Origin of the sequence: Pseudomonas sp. PH1b (assembly GCF_000633395.1) — a bacterium.
Lineage (GTDB): Bacteria > Pseudomonadota > Gammaproteobacteria > Pseudomonadales > Pseudomonadaceae > Aquipseudomonas.
Genome location: NZ_AYMU01000037.1, coordinates 59,113 through 78,907, shown reverse-complemented (window position 1 = coordinate 78,907; position 19,795 = coordinate 59,113). Strand labels below are relative to the sequence as shown.

The 19,795-nt window shown below is 60.4% G+C and carries 13 protein-coding genes; 3 read left to right on the top strand and 10 right to left on the bottom strand.

The window, feature by feature from the left end; all coding sequences use genetic code 11:
- Positions 1-45: 45 nt before the first annotated feature.
- From U873_RS0132635 to U873_RS0132590, 10 genes are all read right to left on the bottom strand, one after another.
- Positions 46-2,976: a TIGR00180 family glycosyltransferase gene (locus tag U873_RS0132635; RefSeq protein ID WP_025132256.1), complete on the bottom strand. Its 2,931-nt coding sequence runs from the start codon at positions 2,974-2,976 to the stop codon at positions 46-48.
- Positions 2,977-3,036: 60 nt separating this feature from the next.
- Positions 3,037-6,618 carry a glycosyltransferase gene (locus U873_RS0132630; protein ID WP_025132255.1) on the bottom strand — a complete coding sequence of 1,194 codons (3,582 nt, stop codon included), beginning with the start codon at positions 6,616-6,618 and terminating at the stop codon, positions 3,037-3,039.
- Positions 6,619-6,727: 109 nt separating this feature from the next.
- Positions 6,728-8,293, bottom strand: coding sequence for a flagellar hook-associated protein 3 (locus tag U873_RS0132625; RefSeq protein ID WP_025132254.1), 1,566 nt, complete (start codon positions 8,291-8,293; stop codon positions 6,728-6,730).
- 13 nt (positions 8,294-8,306) lie between these two features.
- Complete coding sequence (gene flgK, locus U873_RS0132620; protein ID WP_025132253.1) at positions 8,307-10,358, bottom strand: flagellar hook-associated protein FlgK; 2,052 nt, start codon at positions 10,356-10,358, stop codon at positions 8,307-8,309.
- 10 nt (positions 10,359-10,368) lie between these two features.
- Complete coding sequence (gene flgJ / locus U873_RS0132615; protein ID WP_025132252.1) at positions 10,369-11,634, bottom strand: flagellar assembly peptidoglycan hydrolase FlgJ; 1,266 nt, start codon at positions 11,632-11,634, stop codon at positions 10,369-10,371.
- Positions 11,635-11,644: 10 nt separating this feature from the next.
- Positions 11,645-12,754 carry a flagellar basal body P-ring protein FlgI gene (locus U873_RS0132610; protein WP_025132251.1) on the bottom strand — a complete coding sequence of 370 codons (1,110 nt, stop codon included), beginning with the start codon at positions 12,752-12,754 and terminating at the stop codon, positions 11,645-11,647.
- A gap of 15 nt (positions 12,755-12,769) precedes the next feature.
- Complete coding sequence (gene flgH / locus U873_RS0132605; RefSeq protein WP_025132250.1) at positions 12,770-13,465, bottom strand: flagellar basal body L-ring protein FlgH; 696 nt, start codon at positions 13,463-13,465, stop codon at positions 12,770-12,772.
- A gap of 61 nt (positions 13,466-13,526) precedes the next feature.
- Positions 13,527-14,312: a flagellar basal-body rod protein FlgG gene (gene flgG, locus U873_RS0132600; RefSeq protein WP_025132249.1), complete on the bottom strand. Its 786-nt coding sequence runs from the start codon at positions 14,310-14,312 to the stop codon at positions 13,527-13,529.
- A gap of 45 nt (positions 14,313-14,357) precedes the next feature.
- The gene (gene flgF, locus U873_RS0132595; protein ID WP_025132248.1) at positions 14,358-15,098 is read right to left on the bottom strand and encodes a flagellar basal-body rod protein FlgF; all 741 of its coding nucleotides are present in this window, start codon (positions 15,096-15,098) and stop codon (positions 14,358-14,360) included.
- Between the two features lie 300 nt (positions 15,099-15,398).
- Positions 15,399-16,967 (bottom strand): sigma-54-dependent phenylalanine hydroxylase transcriptional regulator PhhR, encoded by a 1,569-nt coding sequence (locus U873_RS0132590; protein ID WP_025132247.1) that lies wholly within the window; start codon positions 16,965-16,967, stop codon positions 15,399-15,401.
- A 306-nt stretch (positions 16,968-17,273) separates the two neighbouring features.
- Between U873_RS0132590 and phhA the strand changes: the two genes are divergently transcribed.
- The 3 genes from phhA (at position 17,274) to U873_RS0132575 (ending at position 19,682) form a co-directional block, all read left to right on the top strand.
- The gene (gene phhA / locus U873_RS0132585; protein ID WP_011059947.1) at positions 17,274-18,065 is read left to right on the top strand and encodes a phenylalanine 4-monooxygenase; all 792 of its coding nucleotides are present in this window, start codon (positions 17,274-17,276) and stop codon (positions 18,063-18,065) included.
- A gap of 70 nt (positions 18,066-18,135) precedes the next feature.
- Positions 18,136-18,492 carry a 4a-hydroxytetrahydrobiopterin dehydratase gene (locus U873_RS0132580; RefSeq protein WP_007930096.1) on the top strand — a complete coding sequence of 119 codons (357 nt, stop codon included), beginning with the start codon at positions 18,136-18,138 and terminating at the stop codon, positions 18,490-18,492.
- Complete coding sequence (locus U873_RS0132575) at positions 18,492-19,682, top strand: amino acid aminotransferase (protein ID WP_025132246.1); 1,191 nt, start codon at positions 18,492-18,494, stop codon at positions 19,680-19,682. The genes U873_RS0132580 and U873_RS0132575 overlap by 1 nt, the downstream gene beginning before the upstream one ends.
- Positions 19,683-19,795: the final 113 nt, after the last annotated feature.

Below are 19,795 nucleotides of genomic sequence, written 5' to 3'. Positions count from 1 at the left end.
TGGGCTTTTTATCTGCAGCATGTGGCGGGAGAAGATTGAAGATTCTTAGCCGCCGGGCTGATCCAGCAGCTCCATCCAAGGAACCGCAGCCACAGGACCCAGGCCATAGCCACGCCCATGCAAGGTCAAGTTCTTGTTGTAGAAGCGGTCATGCCCCAGAACCTGCGACCACTTCTCCTGAAGGACCTGCAATGCAACAGGCGACGACTCAAGCAACCCCGACTGAATGACTTGGACATGGGGCGTCCAGACCGTCAGGTAACCGCCCTGGCCAATCCGCAGGCACAGGTCAACATCACCCAACCCTTCGGCAAACAAACTGTCGTCGATGCCATCGGCGGCGTCGAACAACTGCTTGGCAATCATCAAGCAGGCAAAAGACACCGCCGAACAGTTCTGCTCTACCACCAATCGATTGAGATAGCCCACGGACGTCTTGGGCTCACCAACAAAAGCCGAACCGACACTGCCATTGAAGCCCATGATCAGCCCCGCCTGGGTCACCCGCGCCTGCCGATCCACCAACTTGGCTCCCACCACGCCGACTTCAGGACGCAGGACCTGGTTAAGCAGTGACTCAATCCAGTTGACGTTGAGTACTTCGCTGTCAGCCGCCAGGGTCACCAGGTATTCACCCTTGGCTTGCTGGCTGAGGGTATTGATCAATGTCGCAGCCGACAAACCGGGTTGAATGCCGAACTGGCGCAGACGGTTGGCTTGCTGCCCCTGAGCGGCCAGCCACTGATTCAATGGCGCCGAGTAGGCCGGATCTTCAGCCAGCAGGATCTCGTAACGCTGGTAGCGGGTTCGCTGCAGTATGCTGAGCAGGCAGCGCTGCAAGGCCGGCAGATCCTTAACACTGTGAAGGATGATCGATACCAGCGGACGCTCAGTGAAGCGGTAGTCGATCTTATGGGTCCCTGGCACCGGCGCGCTGATATCGGCCTGGTAGCCTCGGGTAGCCAGATGCCGCAACAGCGCCTCGCGCTCGTCAGCATTGTTCTGTGCCATGGGCGCCTGGCAAACCAGCAACGGCTCGGCCAGGTGGGCAAGCCCCTCCAGGCCACCCTGCTCGATCAGGCGCAACAGCAGATCAAATTCCAGGGTCCCCTTGAACTCGCGGGAATAACCCCCTGCCTGCACCAGAGCATCGCGGCGTACCAGCCAATGCTGTGCCAGCAGGGCAGGACAGTTCTGCAACAGGTCCAGGTTGAAACCCGGACGGAACACATCACGCAAGGTGCCATCCGGTAGGCGCTGGATCTCGTCCATGGCCACCGCACGGCATTGCGGCGCCGCCAACAGCTCAAGGCTTGCCTGATACAAACCACTGGGCGTGAGTTCGTCTCCGGCCTGCGCCATGACCAGCCAATCGCAGTCGCTTTGTCGCACTGACTGGTTGATCTTGTCGACGTAGTTGTTCTCGTCGACCTTGACGAAATGCAAGGTGTTTTGCGCAGTGGTGACCGAAGGCAGATCACCACTGGTGAAGACAATGATCTTGAAGTTGCGACAGTAGCTGTTGATCACGCTATCGAAGGTCGCTTGCAACTTGAGGATGTCGGCCTGCAGGTCCAGCAGCAATATCCCGAAAGAAGGCCCACCGGAGTGGCGCGCCAAGTGCCGGCCGATCTTCTCTACCTGACCGGTATCTGGCTCACGTGCTTCGAGCCACTGCAGAAGGCGTCCGGAGCGGGTTGTATCAAACCACTCAGCGCATTGCGCCAGTGTCGCTGCCTGCAATCGAGCCTCCCAGGCCTGAACTGCCTGCGCACGCTGCTCCTCACCTCGGGCCTGCAGCGACCGGATCATCTGCTGCACCACTGGCAAGTTGAAGGCGTAGAGTTCGAAGGCTTTCTGCAGCCGATCATCGAGAGGCTCGGCACTAGCATTACGCTGGACCCGCAACAGCTCTTTCTGCTGGAGCATGACGCCTTCGAGCTCCTCCAACTGTCGACGACCGCTCGGTACCGCATGAAGGAGAAATTCCAGGGCGCTCAATTGTTCGAAAAACGCCTGGTTGTAGAAGGGCAACTCTACGTACTGGGTCGGTTCGAAACGCCGGACCGGCTGCTCCAACAGCGAGTCCCACGTCGATTCGATCAGCTTTTCCGTTTCAAGCCCTGGCAAGGTTGCGAGGTACTTGCCAACGGCCAGCAGGTTGTCCCGGGTACGCTGGCGAATGCTCTCGCCGTCGATGGCGTCGAAAGCCACGGCCAGAGCCAGGGCGAAACGCTCGTGTTCAACCAAGGCCTGCGCATCGCGGTAGCTCAATTGCGCTGCAATCTGCAGGTTTTGCAGCCTTGAAGCGCAATGCTGCTCATGCAGTCCGTAGGGGATTGGCAGCAGACGCACCTTGGCGGCGACCGTCAGGCCATAGGAATGCCCGATCTCCTGCAGGGCCGGATTGAAATCCGCCGGCATCGAAACATACCACCGACGCAGCAGCTCGGTTCGGGTCACTGCACTGATCAACGATGGGCAATGGCGGGTGAATACTTCCAACCGGGCCTCGGCAGACTCCGCGCAATAGTCCTCTTCCCCCTTGCGATCAAGACGCAGGTAATCGACTCCCTGAGCATGCGCCTCAAAAGCCAGGCTGTACCCCTGGCAAGCACCGTATTCACTATGGGCCTCAAGAAAGTCCAGAGACTGCTCGACCCCTTCACGCAGAAGGAAATCCTCGACATCGGCCATGGCCATGTAAGGAGTCTTCAGCATTGCGATGGACTGACGCAATTTGCCGCTGAAATGTTCGGCACGGTCGGCCGGTACATGCTGATAAAGCACATCGGCAAACTCGGCGCCAACCCCGCTATCGCTCTGGCTCGACGAGTCGACCACCAGCACCGTGCAAGGCCATCCACTGTAGTAGCGCAGCGCTCGACGCAAAGCCCGAGGCTGCTCATGCGCCAGCAAAACCAAGGTGAAATGCTCACTCAAGGGGGATGCGCCGTTGGGAAAATTGCTTTGCATATGAATTCCTGTCCGCTCAATCGGAGGCATTAGGTTGTTGGCTGATGTCGCTCACACCCGTCAGTCGGCGAGCCAACCATCGGCCCAGTACTGCAGGTTGTCACCACGCAACATGAAGTCGCGCAGTACTACCTCGCGCAACTCATCGCCCATCTGGTAGCTGGCTTGCGGATCGGCCAGGTGCATACGGATAGCCTGCAGCCACTCCTGCGCCGAGTTGCTGATGACTCGGGTACAAGGTAGATGACCACGATAGGCCTCGGTATCCGAACAGATCACCGGATAACCGCAGGCGCCGTACTCAAGCAAGCGCAGATTGCTCTTGCAGTCGTTGAAAATATGAAACTCCAGTGGCGCCAGCGCCAGGTCGAGGTTCAGGCTTGCCAGCTTGGCCGGGTAGTTCGCCAGACTCACCCCCGGGTGGTACTCGTGCACATAAGGTTCGAGCACTTCAGGACACATGCCGAAGAACACCCATTCCACCTCATTGGCCAGTTCCTTCACCACATCGGCAATCAACTCCAGGTCACCACGGTGGCTGGTGCCGCCGCCCCAGCCAATACGTGGCTTGAGTGAGGTACGGCGCTGGCTGCGAATCTGGCTCCACAAATGCGGCGCCAGCATGTTCGGCACCACCCGGATATCCTGATGCATGCTGGACAGGGTGTTGGCCAGGGCATGGGTCGAAACCACCACCCGGTCACACTGGGCTATTCCACGGCGCAACAGATCCTCGATGTTGTCGGGCATATTACGAGCGTGCTCATTGCGCTCGGGAATATGCGCAACATAGTCATCCAGCTCATAGATCCTGCGGGCCTGGGAGTAATTGCGAACCTGGCTGATGTCGTTGAACTTGGATGTGTTGTAGCGCCCCTGAAAAACCACCACGTCCGGTTGCAGGCGTTCAACCTCGATGATCGAAGGCATGTGGTAAGACACGCTACCAATTATCCTCTGAGCCGCCTGCAACTCGATCAGTGGCTGGCTGACACGATAGTGGCCGATGGCAGAGTTATTCAGCGCCAGGCCGAGAATCGAGGGCACGGATCGACTGCAAAGTGGATTCCATCCCGTACGCGAACCGGGCATCAAGCCGAAACTGTTGCCCATCAGGTTGAGATTGTGGTTGTAGGCAGGATCCCGGGCCACCTTCGGCAGCCAGCGCTTGTAGAACGCTTCCTGCTCACGCTCGAGGCGCAGCTCCCAGCCCTCCTCTCGTCGAGCTTCTTGGGAAGCTACCAACACAACTGCCGCATGGGGCGTAGTCACGATCAGGTAACCGTCCTTGCCCACACGCAGGCACAACTCCAGTGAGTTGATGCCCTGAGTGCCGACCTCCCCGTCAAAACCACCTGCGTCGGCGAAGACCTGAGCCCGAACCAACAGGCAATGGCCGCTGACAGCGCTCCAGTTCTGCACCACCTGCATACGCTGCATATAGCCGCCCGAGGACACCGGCTCGTTGACAAAGGCTCGACCGGCCAGGCCTTCCATGCCAAGCACCAAGCCGGCATCGATGACATTACCCTGCAGATTCAAGGTACGCGGCCCGACTATCCCCACCTCCGGCCGCTGCCCGTGATTGAGCAGCTCTTGCAACCAATCCTTGTCGCGGACGACACAGTAGGCACTGAACATCAACAGATAGTCGCCCCGCGCCTGGCGCGCCGCAAAATTCATCAACTGCGCTTCATTGCCACCCTGCTCATGGAAGAAGATCCGCAACGCGTCACTGCCCAGGTCAGCCATGGAGCGCAACCAATGACCCAATTCGGGTTGGGTGCTGGCGTTATCCACAATGATGATTTCATAACGGGTATTGGCAGTATGAGTAATCAGGCTATTGATGCACCGCTCCAGCGCCACCAGATCGTCCTTGACCGAGAGGAGGATCGACACCAGCGGCTCAGAGTCATGCACATACTCAATCCGCGGAATCAATTGCAAGCCAGCTCCCTCATGCAATCGATATTCGACACCGATGCGCTGCAAATGGGCTGCTAGCAGGCGCGGGTTCTGTTCCACGACCTGCGGCAATGACAGCCATTGAGCAAAGGAAAACTGCGACTCGACCTGAACCTCGGCAATGTGCACGATGACCTGTGAACCCTGGCCCTCCACCAGTCGCCAGATAAGGTCATGAGGCGCCAGTTCACCGAGGCTCACATCGAAACAGCCCAGGCTCAGCACAGCCTGGCGATCGAATGCCAATGTACGCCCCACATAGGGGTATGAACGCAACAGATCGAGATTGAAGTCCGGCTTGAAGATCGGCTCCGCCGGTTTTCCATCGACCAGGGCACCTTCGTCGCTGTATATGCAGAAGACTCCTTGGCTGCAGACAATCCGTTCGGCCAGAATCTGTAGCGCTGTCTCCCGCAAACAGTCACCCGCACGCAGCAGGTAAAACCAGTCCACACCTTCTTGCTGGACCAATAACTCGTTGACCCGAATCAGCCAATCGCCGCCCAGAGCGAGCCGCCGAACCTTATGATCCAGGGCACACTGGCCGTCAGACAAGAGCAACACCTGCGATTCATAGCCCTGAGTGGCAATGCTGGCCAGCGTCAGGTCCACGGCGCTGTCATCCCCATCGGTGTCGATGACCAAAAGCATGATCTGCGGACGCTTTGTCCAGAAGCTCATCTGTCGGGATAACAACTGCTGCTGAGCCGGGCTAAAGCGACGATATCGCAACCATTGGCCATAGAGATCGCCATAGCTTTCGCTATCGGTACCGACATGGCTCTGAATAATGCCCTGGCGCCCCGCCATCAGTGCATAGAGGTTGATTTCCTCCCAGTCACGCTGTGACTGTCCTTGCGCCTCATCCAGCGAAAGGTAACGCACCCAGCCCCGAGCAGGAGCCTGATCACCGCTGCGCTGATTGAGCATCTGCTCCAGCCAGCCCCACTCGACGATTGCAGCGCTGACTATTTCCGGGCGGTGCGAAAGGCGCTCCGGATACAGACGCTCGAAACAGCCTAGAGCGCTGAGTTCCACCAGGTTGCCGCGCCGTAACAAACAGACGAACAAGGCAAAGTCGAGCACCGCGACGAACCCACCTTGCTCCTGTGCCAGGGCCGGCAACAGAGACTCGATGTCCGACCGGCGCATCAATGCACAACTGAACCGCCCGATAATATTGCGCGGGACCTTTTCAAAGTAGGCCAGCAGGTCCTGCCCGTTGAACAGCGCATCGAACTGAGTAAGGCCCACATTCTCCATGCGGATTGGCAGCACGTAGCTGTCGGCATCGAAGAAGTGATGCTTGCTCACCACCAACTGGACGTCGTCCTGGGTGTCGAGAATCTGTGCCTGGCGCTCGATGCAATCGGCCACCAGTTGGTCATCGTCACAGAGGAACTTGATGTATTCGCCAGTCGCCTCTTCCAGGCAACGCAGGATATTGCGCTGAAACCCCAGACGTTGGGAGTTGCGCACATAACGCAGATTGGCGGCAGGATGCGAGCTACGCGCCTCGCTTACGATCTGTTCGATTTCATCCGTGCGGCAGTCATCGCACACGACAATTTCAAGGTTGGAGTAGGTCTGATCGAGCGCGCTGCACAGTGCAGCACTGAAAAAGCGAGGGTTGAATGCCGCAATGGCGATGCTGACAAGAGGGGCTGGTTTCACGCACGTAACTCTCGACCGGTATGCGCCGGCTCACGTGAGAGCGGAACGCCCCGATCCGTAAAAGAATGAGAACGGGGATCGTACAAGCTGCCACGATCCCCGCACTGAATCAGACCTTGTTGAACAGGCCCAGCTGAGCGATCTTACTGAATGCCAGTTGCGAAGCCTGCAGCATGGTTTGTTGCAGGGTCAGACGAGTCATCACTTCGGCAGGATCGGAATCGCTGATCGCAGAACGGGTCTTGACGTTGGCCGCAGACAGGCTCTCATTGATTTCTGTCTGGGTATCCAGGGCCTGACCGCGACCACCAATCGAACTGATACCGATGGCCAACTGATCAACACCACTGGTCAGGTTGGCAATACCCGAGGCGAGGTCGGCCAACTGCTTCTGGGTAGCGATGGTGTTGCCGGTCACCGGGGTGTTGAGGGCGTTTTTCAACTGGCTCACGGTGTCCAGGATGTTCTGCGTTTCATGAGTATTGACCGCAACGCTGAACTGATCATTGGCCGCAGGAGCGGTACCGTTCAACTGGAAACTCACACCCGCCGCGGTAGCTACGTTGCCCGCAGTCAGGGTTCCCGAAGACACCGGTTTACTGTTGGCAGTCACCGGAGCAGCATACAGATCGAAATCCGTGGCGCTGGTGAACTTGAGCACCGCAGAACCACTAGGGAAAGCCGCTTTGTAGGCCGCCTGATCGGTCACAGTGGTGCTGCTGACCTGGGCCATGCTCGGGTTACCCGGGCTGCGAGCGACATTGAAGGTATCGGGTTTGGCCGCCAAGTTGAATTGGTGCCCCGGCAACAATGCCGCCGGGTCTTCACCCGCCTTCAAATTGACGTTCAGGGTCAGGTCGACCCCACGAAAGCTCACGGTCTGGTTGGGACTGCCATCGAACGCGCCACCCTTGCTCGCTTCGGATGTGACATCGACACCATTGGTGTCAGTGATCTTCAGCTGAGTGCCAGTGACGAACTCAACTTTGTAGGGCTCGCCGCTGCGAAAGCTGCTGTTGTAATTGACGCTATTGGTCACCTGCCCATTGGACAGGCTCACACGGCCATCATCCACCGCCGGCAAGACACGAGTAACCTCGCTACGACTGGTGTTGAGCGCCTGCTGGAAAACATCCCAGCCAGTGCTGTTGGCGGCCATTGTCATGGTATCGCCCACCGGCAGCTTGAGGCTGGTCTGGTCACCGTTGTAACTGTAGGTGCCGTCGGAGTTGCGGGAGAATGGCGGCACATCATCCTTGGAACCACCAAAGATGTACTTACCGTTTTCATCCTGAGTGTTCATCAGGCTCAGCAACTGCTCTTCGATCTGCCCCAGTTCAGAGGCATTGGCCTGACGGTCGGCATCGGTGTAGCCAGCGTTGCCAGCACCCAGCGCCAGTTCCTTGGCTCGCGCCAGCACGTTGTTGATACTGGTCATCACCGACTCGGCCTGACCGAGCGAGGCCTTGATCGAATTGGTATTGCTCTTGTACTGATCAAGCAGAGAAGCCTGCTGGCCCAATTGCAGCAAACGCGAAGCGCCCACCGGATCGTCTGCGGCGGTATTGACGCGAACCAGGCTGCTGGCCTCTTCGCTGCTCTTGACTACGTTGGCGAAGTTCTTCTGGTAGTTGGCAGCCGAAGACTCGTAAAACTGGGCGGTGGAAATGCGCATGGGCTACGGCTCCTTAAAGGCTGTTGATCAGCGTGCTGAAGGTTTCCTGCGCAGCCTTGATGATCTGCGAAGACGCTGTGTAGTACTGCTGGAACTTGACCAGGTTGCCGGTCTCTTCATCCAGGTCAACCCCGGACAACGAGTCCCGGGCCCCCTTGGCGTTGGCCAGAATGGTGCCGTTGGCGGCGGTGTCGAGCTTGGCCTGACTGGCCTTGGCACCGACGTTCTCGATCAGCTTGCCGTAGGCATCCACCAGGGTGATGCCTTTGCTGGCGGAACCGGTATCGACAGTCTGCTTGGTCTGCAAGCCGGCCAGAGCCAAGCCATTGCGGTTATCGGACGAGCCGGCACCGTTCACCGAAATGCTCATGCTGTCGCCGGAGTTGGGCGCGCCGGCAATGGTCATCTGCACGGTAAATGTCTTGTTCACGGGAGGCGTGCCGCCGTCTGTGACGGGGTTGCCGCTGGCATCCAGCATGTTGACTTGCAAATTCAAGGTATTGCTCTGCCCCGGCACGATGGAACCGCTGCCCATCTTGTTGCCCTTGGCATCGAAATAGTCGTAGCTCTGACTGCCACCGGACACGGCGTTGAACACCACCTTCACCGGACCCGAATTCTTGATAGCAGTCTGCATCTCCAGCCTGGCAGCGGCATCATAGTTGTCGATCGGCACTGCCAGCGAAGGTTGTGCGGAAATGCTCAGCGAACTCTTGATCCCGGCACCGAGCTCGGCCTTCAACGGCGCTGCAAGGGCCAAGCGCTTGGCATCGGTCATCTCGGTCTGGATGGTGGTTGCCGCATTGCGTGTAGGGGTGATTTTAAAACTGTCACCAGCTCCCGCCGTACCGTTGAGATTCAGCGAAAAACCATCAATCACCGGAGCCGGTGATGCCGTGGTGCTGAAGCTGCCCATGTCGGTACCGTCAGAGCGCTTTACACTGTAGTCGGTGGCACTGCTGAAGGTCACGGTGTAATCACTTGTGCTCAGCTTGCCAGTGTCCTTGATGGTCACATCGAAATTGCCCGAACCTGCACTGTTGCTGGTGCTGGCAATGCTGCGCTGGCTGACCATCTGAGCACTGTTGATGTCGTTGAACAGGTTGCCGCCGAAGTTACCGTTCTTGTCGATGCCCTGAGCCATCTGGCTGTTCATCTGATCCGCGATCACCAGGGCCACGCGCCCCAGTTCATTCATCGCCGGATCCAGCACCTCACTGCGATAACGCAGCAGACCACCGATCTCGCCACCGGTGGTGACGTTTGTGATATCGACAGTGCTGGTACCTCGGTTGAGCTGCAGCGCGGAGCGGGTCGGATCGTTCTTGCCCTGCACCACTTCCAAGGTGTTGGCAGTGTTGCCCATGACCAGCGGCTGGCCGCTGCCCAGGTACAGATCGACGCTGGAGCCACGCTCCGAGACCTGCACGCCGATGAAGGTCGAAAGCTGGCGCACGGTTTCATTACGCGCATCGAGCAGGTCGTTGGGCATGCCATTGCCGTTCGTCGACAGCTCGGAAATCTTCTGGTTGAGCTGGGCCACGGTGTTGGCCAGCTTGTTGACCTGGTCCGCCATGTTCGCCAGGTTGCCGTTGATATTGGTGTTCTGCTGATTGAGCTGGCTGGATACCGAGTTGAAACGGTTGCTCAGGGCTTGGGTATCGCTGAGCAGCAACTGCCGGGAAGCCTCGTCGGTGGGCTTGGCATTGAGATTCTGTACCGAAGCGAAGAACTTGGTCAGGGCGCCGGTCATGCCGGTGCCGCTGTCCGATAGCAACTGGTCGACCGGGCTGATCTGCCCCTGATAGGCCGCCACGTCACTGTTGAGCGAAGTAGCCGTACGCAGCTGGGCGTCCAGGAAGCTGTTATACACCCGGCGCACATCCGCCAGGGTGGTGCCAGTGCCGATGAAGACATTGCCGAACTGATTCGCAGCCTTGGTGCCCTGCACGGTCTGCTGACGCGAATACCCGGCGGTGTCGGCGTTGGCAATGTTGTTACCCGTGGTCATCAACGACGTTTGGCTGGCAGACAGCCCGGACATCCCGATATTGAGCAAACTCATGATTCAGACCTTATAAATTCGTGGAAACGCCCGCCGCAGCGTAGTTCTGATAACTCTTCATCTGCTTGGCTATCTGCGAAATCTTGCTTGCGTAATCCGGGTCCGTTGCGTACCCGGCTTTTTGCAACTCGCGAACAAACTGTTCTGGTTTATCGGCAACCTTCAGCACTTCTTGATAGCGATTATTGCTCTGCAGCAAGGTCACCAGGTCATGGAAGCTGTCCTGGTAGGAATCGTAGGAACGGAACGCTGCCGTCTCCTTGACCATCTGCCCATTGCGGAACTCGCTGGTAATCGCACGAGCCTGGGCTCCCTGCCAACTGCTGCCAGCCTTGATGCCGAACAGGTTGTGGCTGCTGCTGCCATCTTGCTGGCGCATCACCGACTTGCCCCAGCCGGTTTCCAGTGCAGCCTGGGCCACCAGGTAGCGTGGGTCGATACCGATGCGCTTCGCCGCCTGCTGCGCCATCGGCAGCATGGTGGCCACGAAGTCATCCGAAGAATCGAATGCGCGCTTGGCCGGCGCCAGCGGCGGCTGGGCCATGGCCCGGCCATACACGCGCATCTTGCCCTGGGAGGCGGCGTATCCCTGATTGACCTTCCACTCCCCCCGAAGCACGGCATCGGCTGCGGCCGTATTGCGGCCCGGCGCCTGATTCTGCACGGAGGCATCGGCAACCCCGCCGGCCGAAGGCACGATACCGGTCAACAGGCGGTCGGTGAGCTTGCTCGGCAACGACAGGCGCCGCTGATTGAGCAAGACCATGTCGTTATGCGCCACGGAGGTCCGCAGTGGATCATGGGCACGGGAGGCCCACAACGGTCGCTGGCCATTGAGGCGGCTCAAGGGGCCGTCCTCGGCCGTGGTACCGGCAGCAATCGGCGTCGGCACCGCCACCGGCGCGGCTGGCGCTAGCGCTGGCGGCGTCGCTCCTGGATGGGTGGGCTGATTCTTCATCATCTGGCGCATCAGCACGTTGGCCAGGCCAATGCCACCGCCTTCGCGCGACAGGGAAACCGCCAGCTGCTGGTCGTACATTTCCTGATACTGCTTGGCCGCCGGCGTATTGAGCGGGTTGTCCTTGCCCAGGGCTTCGGTGGCCGAACGCATGGACTTGAGCATTTCACCGAGGAACAGCGACTCGAACTCCTGCGCCACCTTGCGCATGTTGCCTTCGCTGTTCTTGTCACCGACCTTGAGTTGCTGCAGGCGATTGAGGTCGGAGTAGGACCCGGAGTCGCCACTGCCAATCAATCCGCTCTTACGTATATCCATGGCCGTCACCTCAAATCACGATCAGGTCGGCTTGCAGGGCGCCGGCCTGTTTCAAGGCTTCGAGGATCGCCATCAGGTCGCCTGGGGCGGCACCCACCTGGTTCACCGCACGGACAATCTCGTCCAGGGTGGTACCCGGGCCGAACTTGAACATCGGCTTGGCTTCCTGCTGGGCATTGACCCGCGAACGGGGCACCACAGCGGTCTGGCCGTTGGACAGCGGGCCGGGCTGGCTGACGATCGGGTCTTCGGTAATGGTCACGGTCAGGCTGCCGTGGGTCACCGCAGCCGGCGACACCTTGACGTTCTGGCCAATCACGATAGTGCCGGTACGGGAGTTGATGATGACCTTGGCCACGGCCTGGCCCGGATCGATCTCCAGGTTCTCCAGGATCGACAGGTAGTCCACGCGCTGGCTTGGATCCAGCGGCGCGGTCACCCGGATCGAGCCGCCATCGATGGCCTGGGCCACGCCCGGGCCGAGCATGTCGTTGATCTTGTCGACAATGCGCTTGGCGGTGGTGAAGTCCGAACGGTTGAGGTTCAGGGTCAGGCTGTTGCCCTGGTTGAATCCGCTGGGCACGGCACGCTCTACCGAGGCACCGCCCGGAATGCGCCCGGCCGAGGGCACGTTCACGGTGATCTTCGAACCGTCCCGCCCTTCAGCATCGAAACCACCCACCACCAGGTTGCCCTGGGCAATGGCGTAGACGTTGCCGTCGATACCCTTGAGCGGTGTCAGCAGCAAGGTGCCGCCGCGCAGGCTCTTGGAGTTGCCGATGGAGGACACGGTGATATCCACCACCTGCCCCGGCTTGGCGAACGCCGGCAGATCGGCACTCACCGACACCGCCGCGACGTTCTTCAACTGCACGTTGCCGGAACCGGCCGGCACCTTGATGCCGAACTGCGACAGCATGTTGTTGAAGGTCTGCAGGGTGAAGGGCGTCTGAGTGGTCTGGTCGCCGGTGCCGTTAAGCCCCACCACCAGGCCATAGCCGATCAACTGGTTGGAACGCACGCCGGAAATACTGGCGATGTCCTTCAACCGCTCGGCCTGGACGCCGAGGGAAGTGGACAGCAACAAGACGGCCGCCATCAGGTGCTTGAAATTCAGCATGGGACTTTTCATCACCTAGAAAGGGAACAGCGGGCTGAGGAAGAAACGGTCAAACCAGCCAGGCTGGTTGGCATCGGCAAACGAGCCGGTGCCCGAATAGGTGATGCGTGCATCTGCCACCCGGGTCGAGGACACGGTGTTGTCAGTGGCGATGTCGTCCGCCCGCACCAGACCGGCAATACGCACCAGTTCGTCGCCGGTGTTGAGGGTCATCCACTTCTCGCCGCGCACCGCGATGATGCCGTTGGGCAGCACATCGGCCACGGTCACGGTGATCGAGCCGGTCAGACTGTTGCTCTGGGCAGCCTTGCTGTCACCCTTGGTGGCGCGGTTGCCGTTGTAGCCGGCATTCAGCGTCAGGTCACCATCGCCCAACGGGTTGTTGGTATTGGGCACGGCGCCAAACAGCGAGGTCAGGCCGATGCTGTTGGAACTGGTCTTGGTCAACGCCGAGTTGGCGCCTTTGCTGGCAGCGGTCTTCTCGTTCAAGGTGATGGTGATGATGTCACCGACCCGGAACGCCTTGCGGTCGCTGTACAGGTTCTGCTCGAAGCCGGCCTGGTAGATCGAGCCGTTATTGGACGCTGAAGGCAGCGGTGTGCGCGGCAACACCGGCGCGTAGTAAGGGTCATTGGGCTTGGGCGGCGGGGAGACACAGCCCGCGAGCACCGCACTCCCCATCAGCGCTAGAACACAAATAAACCGATTCATGACCCTTCCTCACGATGTTGCCGGTACGCCACTTCAGACCCGTGGCGACCTCAAGACTTGATTACAGCTTCTGCGTTATGAACGAGAGCATCTGGTCGGCGGTGGAGATCACCTTGGAGTTCATCTCGTAGGCACGCTGAGTGGTGATCATGTTGACCATCTCTTCAACGGTGCTGACGTTGGACGCTTCCAGAGTGTTCTGCAGCGTGATGCCGAAACCGTTGAGGCCCGGGGTGCCGATCTGCGGCGCGCCACTGGAGGCGGTTTCCAGGAACAGGTTGTTGCCCTGGGCCTGCAGGCCGGCCGGGTTGATGAAGTCGGCGGTCTGCAGGTTGCCGATCACCTGGGACGCCGGGTTGCCGGCGATGGTGATCGAGACGGTGCCGTCCTGCCCCACGGTGAAGGTCTGCGCATCGTTGGGCACGACGATCGCCGGCTCCAGGGCAAAGCCGCTGGCCGTGACGATCTGGCCATCGGAGTTGAGGTGGAAGGTACCGTCACGGGTATAGGCGGTGGTGCCATCAGGCTGCAGGATCTGGAAGAAGCCGCGACCGTTGACGGCCAGGTCCAGGGGCTGCTCGGTGGTCTGCAGGCTGCCAGCGCCGAAGTTCTTCTGGGTCCCGACAATGCGCACACCGGTACCGACCTGCAGGCCGGTAGGCAATTCGCTGTCCTGGGTCGACTGGGCACCTGGCTGGCGCTTGATCTGGTACAGCAGGTCCTGGAACTCGGCGCGATCACGCTTGAAACCCGTGGTCGAGACGTTCGCCAGGTTGTTGGAAATAACACTCAGGTTAGTGTCCTGGGCGGACAGGCCGGTTTTGGCAACCCATAGAGCCGGAAGCATTCGAATCTCCTCTCGCGCCTGTTTTACGGCGCTAGGTACTGGTAATTAGCTGATCTGCAAGACCCGAGCCATGGCCTGGTCGTCTTCTTTGGCGCTGTTCATCATCTTGATGTGCAATTCGAACTGCCGGGACAGGGCCAGCATCGAGGTCATCTCATCCACGGCATTGACGTTGCTCGACTCAAGGAAGCCCGACACCACCTGCACATTGGCATCCACCGGTGCCGGCTGGCCGTCCTTGGTCCTGATCGAACCGTCCAGGCCCTTGGTCAGGTTCTTGATGTCCGGGTTGACCAGCTTGATGCGGTCGACCTCCGCCATCACCCGCGGCCCTTCACCCATGGCACGGATGCTGATGGTGCCGTCCTGGCCGATTTCGATCTTCTGCTCCGGCGGCACCGCGATCGGCCCGCCATTGCCCATGACCGGCATGCCGTTGCCGGCACGCAGCACACCCAGAGCATCGACGTTCAGGCTGCCAGTACGCACATAGCTTTCACTGCCATCGGGGCTCTGCACCGCAAGCCAGCCGTTGCCGCTGACGGCCACGTCCAGGTCGCGACCGGTTTCCACCATCGAGCCCGGGGAGAAGTCGGTTGCCGGGCGCTCGCCCATGGCAAAGGCTCGCGCCGGAAAACTGTCACCAAACACCGGCATCGCACGGGCCTGCTCCAGGTCGCGCTGAAAACCATTGGTGGAGATGTTCGCCAGATTGTTGGCATGGGCCTTTTGCGCCAGGGCATTCTGGCTGGCGCCGGTCATTGCCAAATAAAGGTACTTGTCCACAATCGTTCCTCATCTGCCGGACGTTTGCCGTCCACCGCTGTACTGCGATGCCACAAGCAATAAGCGCACCAACTTTTCGCAGCGGCATTAATCCCCAGTCAGCACAGGGCTTTGCCTTGCCAGCGGAGAAACTGCAAACCGGGTGAGAGACGGAAAAACGGCGGCCTTATGCCGCTTACGGCAAGCAACGGCCAACCCGCTCACGGCCATTCCCCAAAACGACGCCGGGCCCTCCCACCGCGAGGACCGAGACACCATGAGCGACGAGAGGGGCCTCACAGCGCACCAGCAGAGTCTTGGCTACTGGCTTTCAACGGCGGCTTTACCGACCTCGTATTCGCGCAGCTTGTTGGCGATGGTGGTATGGGACACACCCAGGCGCTTGCCCAGCTGGCGACTGCTGGGGTGTTCGGCATAGAGGCATTCGAGCACGGCCTTTTCAAAACGTCCGACAATCTGCTCCAGCCCCCCCTCCAGGGAGAAGTCGCCCAAGGGCTGGCGCGCCCCGTAGTCCGGCAAGCGAATGTGCTCGAGCTTGACCGTCCCGCCCTCACACAGCGAGACCGCCTGGAACAGTACGTTTTCCAACTGCCGGACGTTGCCCGGCCAATGGTAATGACTGAGGCGCTCCATGGCCGCCGGGGCCAGCTTCGGCAGCGGGCAGCCGATTTGCCGGCTGGCCTGGTCGAGGAAATGCTCAACCAGCGGTGTCAGGCCATCGAGGCATTCGCGCAACGGGGGAATATGCAGGGACAGCACGTTCAGCCGGTGATACAGGTCCTGACGGAACTCGCCCCGGGCACAGAGCTCCGAGAGGTCGACCTGGGTCGCACAGATCACCCGCACATCCAGGTACACCTCTTCATCACTGCCGACCCGGCGGAAACAGCCATCCTGCAGGAAGCGCAACAACTTCACCTGCAGGCGCGGGCTCATTTCCCCCACCCCGTCAAGAAACAGCGTACCGCCGGCAGTCAATTCCAGCAGGCCAAGCTTGCCTTCCGCTCGCGCGCCCTCGAACGCCCCGGGGCCGTAGCCGAACAGCTCGGTCTCGGCCATGGATTCCGGCAGCCCGGCGCAGTTCAAGGCCATCAGCGGCGACTGGCCACGCGGGCTGGCCAGGTGACAGGCACGGGCCAGCAACTCCTTGCCGGTGCCGGTCTCGCCCTCGATCAGCAGCGGTGCATCCAGCGGTGCCATGCGCCGCGCCTCACGCACCACCGCCGCCATGACCCTGGAACTCTGGAAGATGCTGTCGAACCCCCGCAGCTCCTGCTTGCGCACGTTATAGATACGCTCGCCAACCCGATCCGCGCGGTGCAGGGTCAATACCGCGCCGGCCATGGCCTCGCTGTCGTCGTGTTCCGATTGCAGCGGCGCGATATCCGCCAGGAACACATCCCCCCTGACCTTGACCCGCAACCCGTTGATCCGCGACTGGTTGGCCCGCACCAGCTCCGGCAGATCGAAATCCTCGGCATAACGCGACAAGGGAATCCCTGGCACCTCATCCACTCGCACCCCGAGCAATTGCGCCGCGGCGCGGTTGGCGGCAACGATGGAGCCCCCCATGTCGATGGACAGCACGGGAAACTCCAGAGCCCCCAACAGCGCATTGAGCTCCATGTGCCGGCGCTCGCTGGGCATCAGCCCGACCCGCTTCACCCCAAACACCCCAGCGATGGACTCGAACTTCGGCCGCAGTGCCTGGAACTGCAGATTGATCAGGTTCGGACAGTGCAGGTAGATGGCGTTGCCATGCTCCCCTCCCACCTCGCCACGGGCGACGTTGATCCCGTACTCCACCAGCAGGTTGAGAATGTCCCGCAGGATGCCGATGCGGTTCTGGCAATGAACTTTGATGCGCATGAGAAAAAGGCCCGATACGGATTTGAGAGGGCATAAGCGCCGCAAATCGACGCTTTTGACATCGATACCTGCGAACTTTTTGCAGGGTGGCGCAGATAATCGTCAAGATTATGTGACAGCACAGGGCTTTTTCAAACCAGCAAACCCAGAACAACCCAGCAACCCACGGCAAAACGTAACGATAAGTTTACGAAACGGCGCCCCTCGGGCACTCTCCCACCCCATTCACCTGCTGCAAAGCGTCGCACCCTGGGGTATCACTGGGGTCACACATAACAAGAACGCATCCCCTGGCAGGAGAGCAGCATGAAGCAGACGCAGTACGTGGCCCGCGAGCCCGACGCGCAAGGTTTTATCGACTATCCACCCGAAGAACACGCGGTGTGGAACACCCTGATCACACGCCAGCTGAAAGTGATCGAGGGCCGGGCGTGCCAGGAGTACCTGGACGGCATCGACAAGCTCGGACTGCCCCACGACCGCATTCCCCAATTGGGTGAAATCAACAAGGTGCTGGGCGAGACCACCGGCTGGCAAGTAGCCCGGGTTCCGGCACTGATTCCCTTCCAGACCTTTTTCGAACTGCTGGCCAGCAAACGCTTTCCGGTGGCCACCTTCATCCGTACCCGCGAAGAGCTGGACTACCTGCAGGAACCGGACATCTTTCACGAGATCTTTGGTCACTGCCCGCTGCTGACCAACCCCTGGTTCGCCGAATTCACCCACACCTACGGCAAGCTCGGCCTGCAAGCCACCAAGGAAGAACGGGTGTACCTGGCGCGCCTGTACTGGATGACCATCGAGTTCGGCCTGGTGGACACCCCGGCCGGGCGGCGCATCTATGGCGGCGGCATCCTGTCCTCGCCCAAGGAGACGGTGTACAGCCTGTCCGAAGAGCCGGAGCACCAGGCCTTCGACCCGCTGGAAGCCATGCGCACGCCGTATCGCATCGACATCCTGCAGCCGATCTATTTCACCCTGCCCAATCTCAAGCGCCTGTTCGATCTGGCCCATGAAGACATCATGGCCCTGGTCCACCAGGGCATGCAGCTGGGCCTGCACGCTCCCAAGTTTCCGCCAAAACCCAAGGCGGCCTGAGCGGCTCGCACTCGCGAGCCGCCGCGAAAAATAGTAACGTCCAACAAGAATTGAATCCTGGGAATACACCATGACCGCTCTGAACCAAGCCCATTGCGAAGCCTGCCGCGCCGATGCCCCTCAAGTCAGCGACGAAGAACTGCCGGTACTGATCAAGCAGATCCCCGACTGGAACATCGAAGTGCGCGACGGCGTGATGCAGCTGGAGAAAGTCTTCCTGTTCAAGAACTTCAAGTTCGCTCTGGCCTTCACCAATGCCATGGGCGAGATTTCCGAAGCCGAAGGCCATCACCCAGGCCTGCTCACCGAATGGGGCAAGGTCACCGTGACCTGGTGGAGCCACTCGATCAAGGGCCTGCACCGCAACGACTTCATCATGGCCGCGCGCACCGACGAAGTGGCCAAGACCGCAGAAGGACGCAAGTAATGCATTTCGATGCCATCGGCCGTGTTCCCGGCGACCCGATTCTCGGGCTGATGGGGGCCTACGCCAGCGATCCCAACCCGAACAAGTTCGACCTCGGCGTAGGGGTCTACAAGGATTCCCAGGGACTGACGCCGATTCCGCACTCGGTGAAGCTGGCCGAGCAGCGCCTGGTGGATCGCCAGACCACCAAGATCTACATCGGTGGCCACGGCGACGCGGCCTTCGGCAAGGTGATCAATGAGCTGGTGCTGGGCAGCGATTCAAAGCTGATCGCCGAGCAGCGCGCCGGCGCCACCCAGACCCCGGGCGGTACCGGCGCCCTGCGCCTGAGCGCCGAGTTCATCGCCCAGTGCCTGCCGGGCCGGGGCATCTGGCTGAGCGACCCGACCTGGCCGATCCACGAAACCATCTTTGCCGCCGCCGGGATCAAGGTCAGCCACTACCCCTACGTGGGCAGCGACAACCGCCTGGATGTCGAGGCGATGCTGGCGACCCTGAACCAGGTGCCACAGGGTGACGTGGTCCTGCTGCACGCCTGCTGCCACAACCCCACCGGCTTCGACCTGAGCCAGGCCGACTGGCAACGGGTGCTGGAAGTGGTACGCAAGCGCAACCTGCTGCCGCTGATCGACTTCGCCTACCAGGGCTTTGGCGACGGCCTGGAACAGGATGCCTGGGCGGTGCGACTGTTCGCCGAGCAACTGCCGGAACTGCTGATCACCAGCTCCTGCTCGAAGAACTTCGGCCTGTATCGCGACCGTACCGGTGCGCTGATCGTCTGCGCCCGAGACGCCGAGAAGCTGACCGATGTGCGCAGCCAGCTGGCCCACATCGCTCGCAACCTCTGGTCGACACCACCGGATCACGGCGCTGCGGTCGTTGCCACCATCCTGGGCGACACCGAGCTCAAGCGCCTCTGGGCCGAGGAAGTGGAAGCCATGCGCCAGCGCATTGCGCAACTGCGGGCCGGCCTCGTGGAAGCCTTGCAGCCCCACGGCCTGGCCGAGCGCTTCGCCCATATCGGGGTGCAGCGCGGGATGTTCTCCTACACCGGCCTGAGCCCGGCTCAGGTGCAGGCGCTGCGTGATCACCACAGTGTGTACATGGTCAGTTCCGGCCGCGCCAACGTGGCCGGGATCGACGAGACCCGCCTGGCCCTGCTGGCCGAGGCCATCGCCAAGGTCGTGTAACAAGGCTCTGCTTGCCGACAATGGCCACCTGCTGGTGGTCATTGCCGGCACATTCAGCCCTTTTGACCGCTTGATGAAATCCCTTTCATCTCAAAAACCGCGAGAAAAATCTT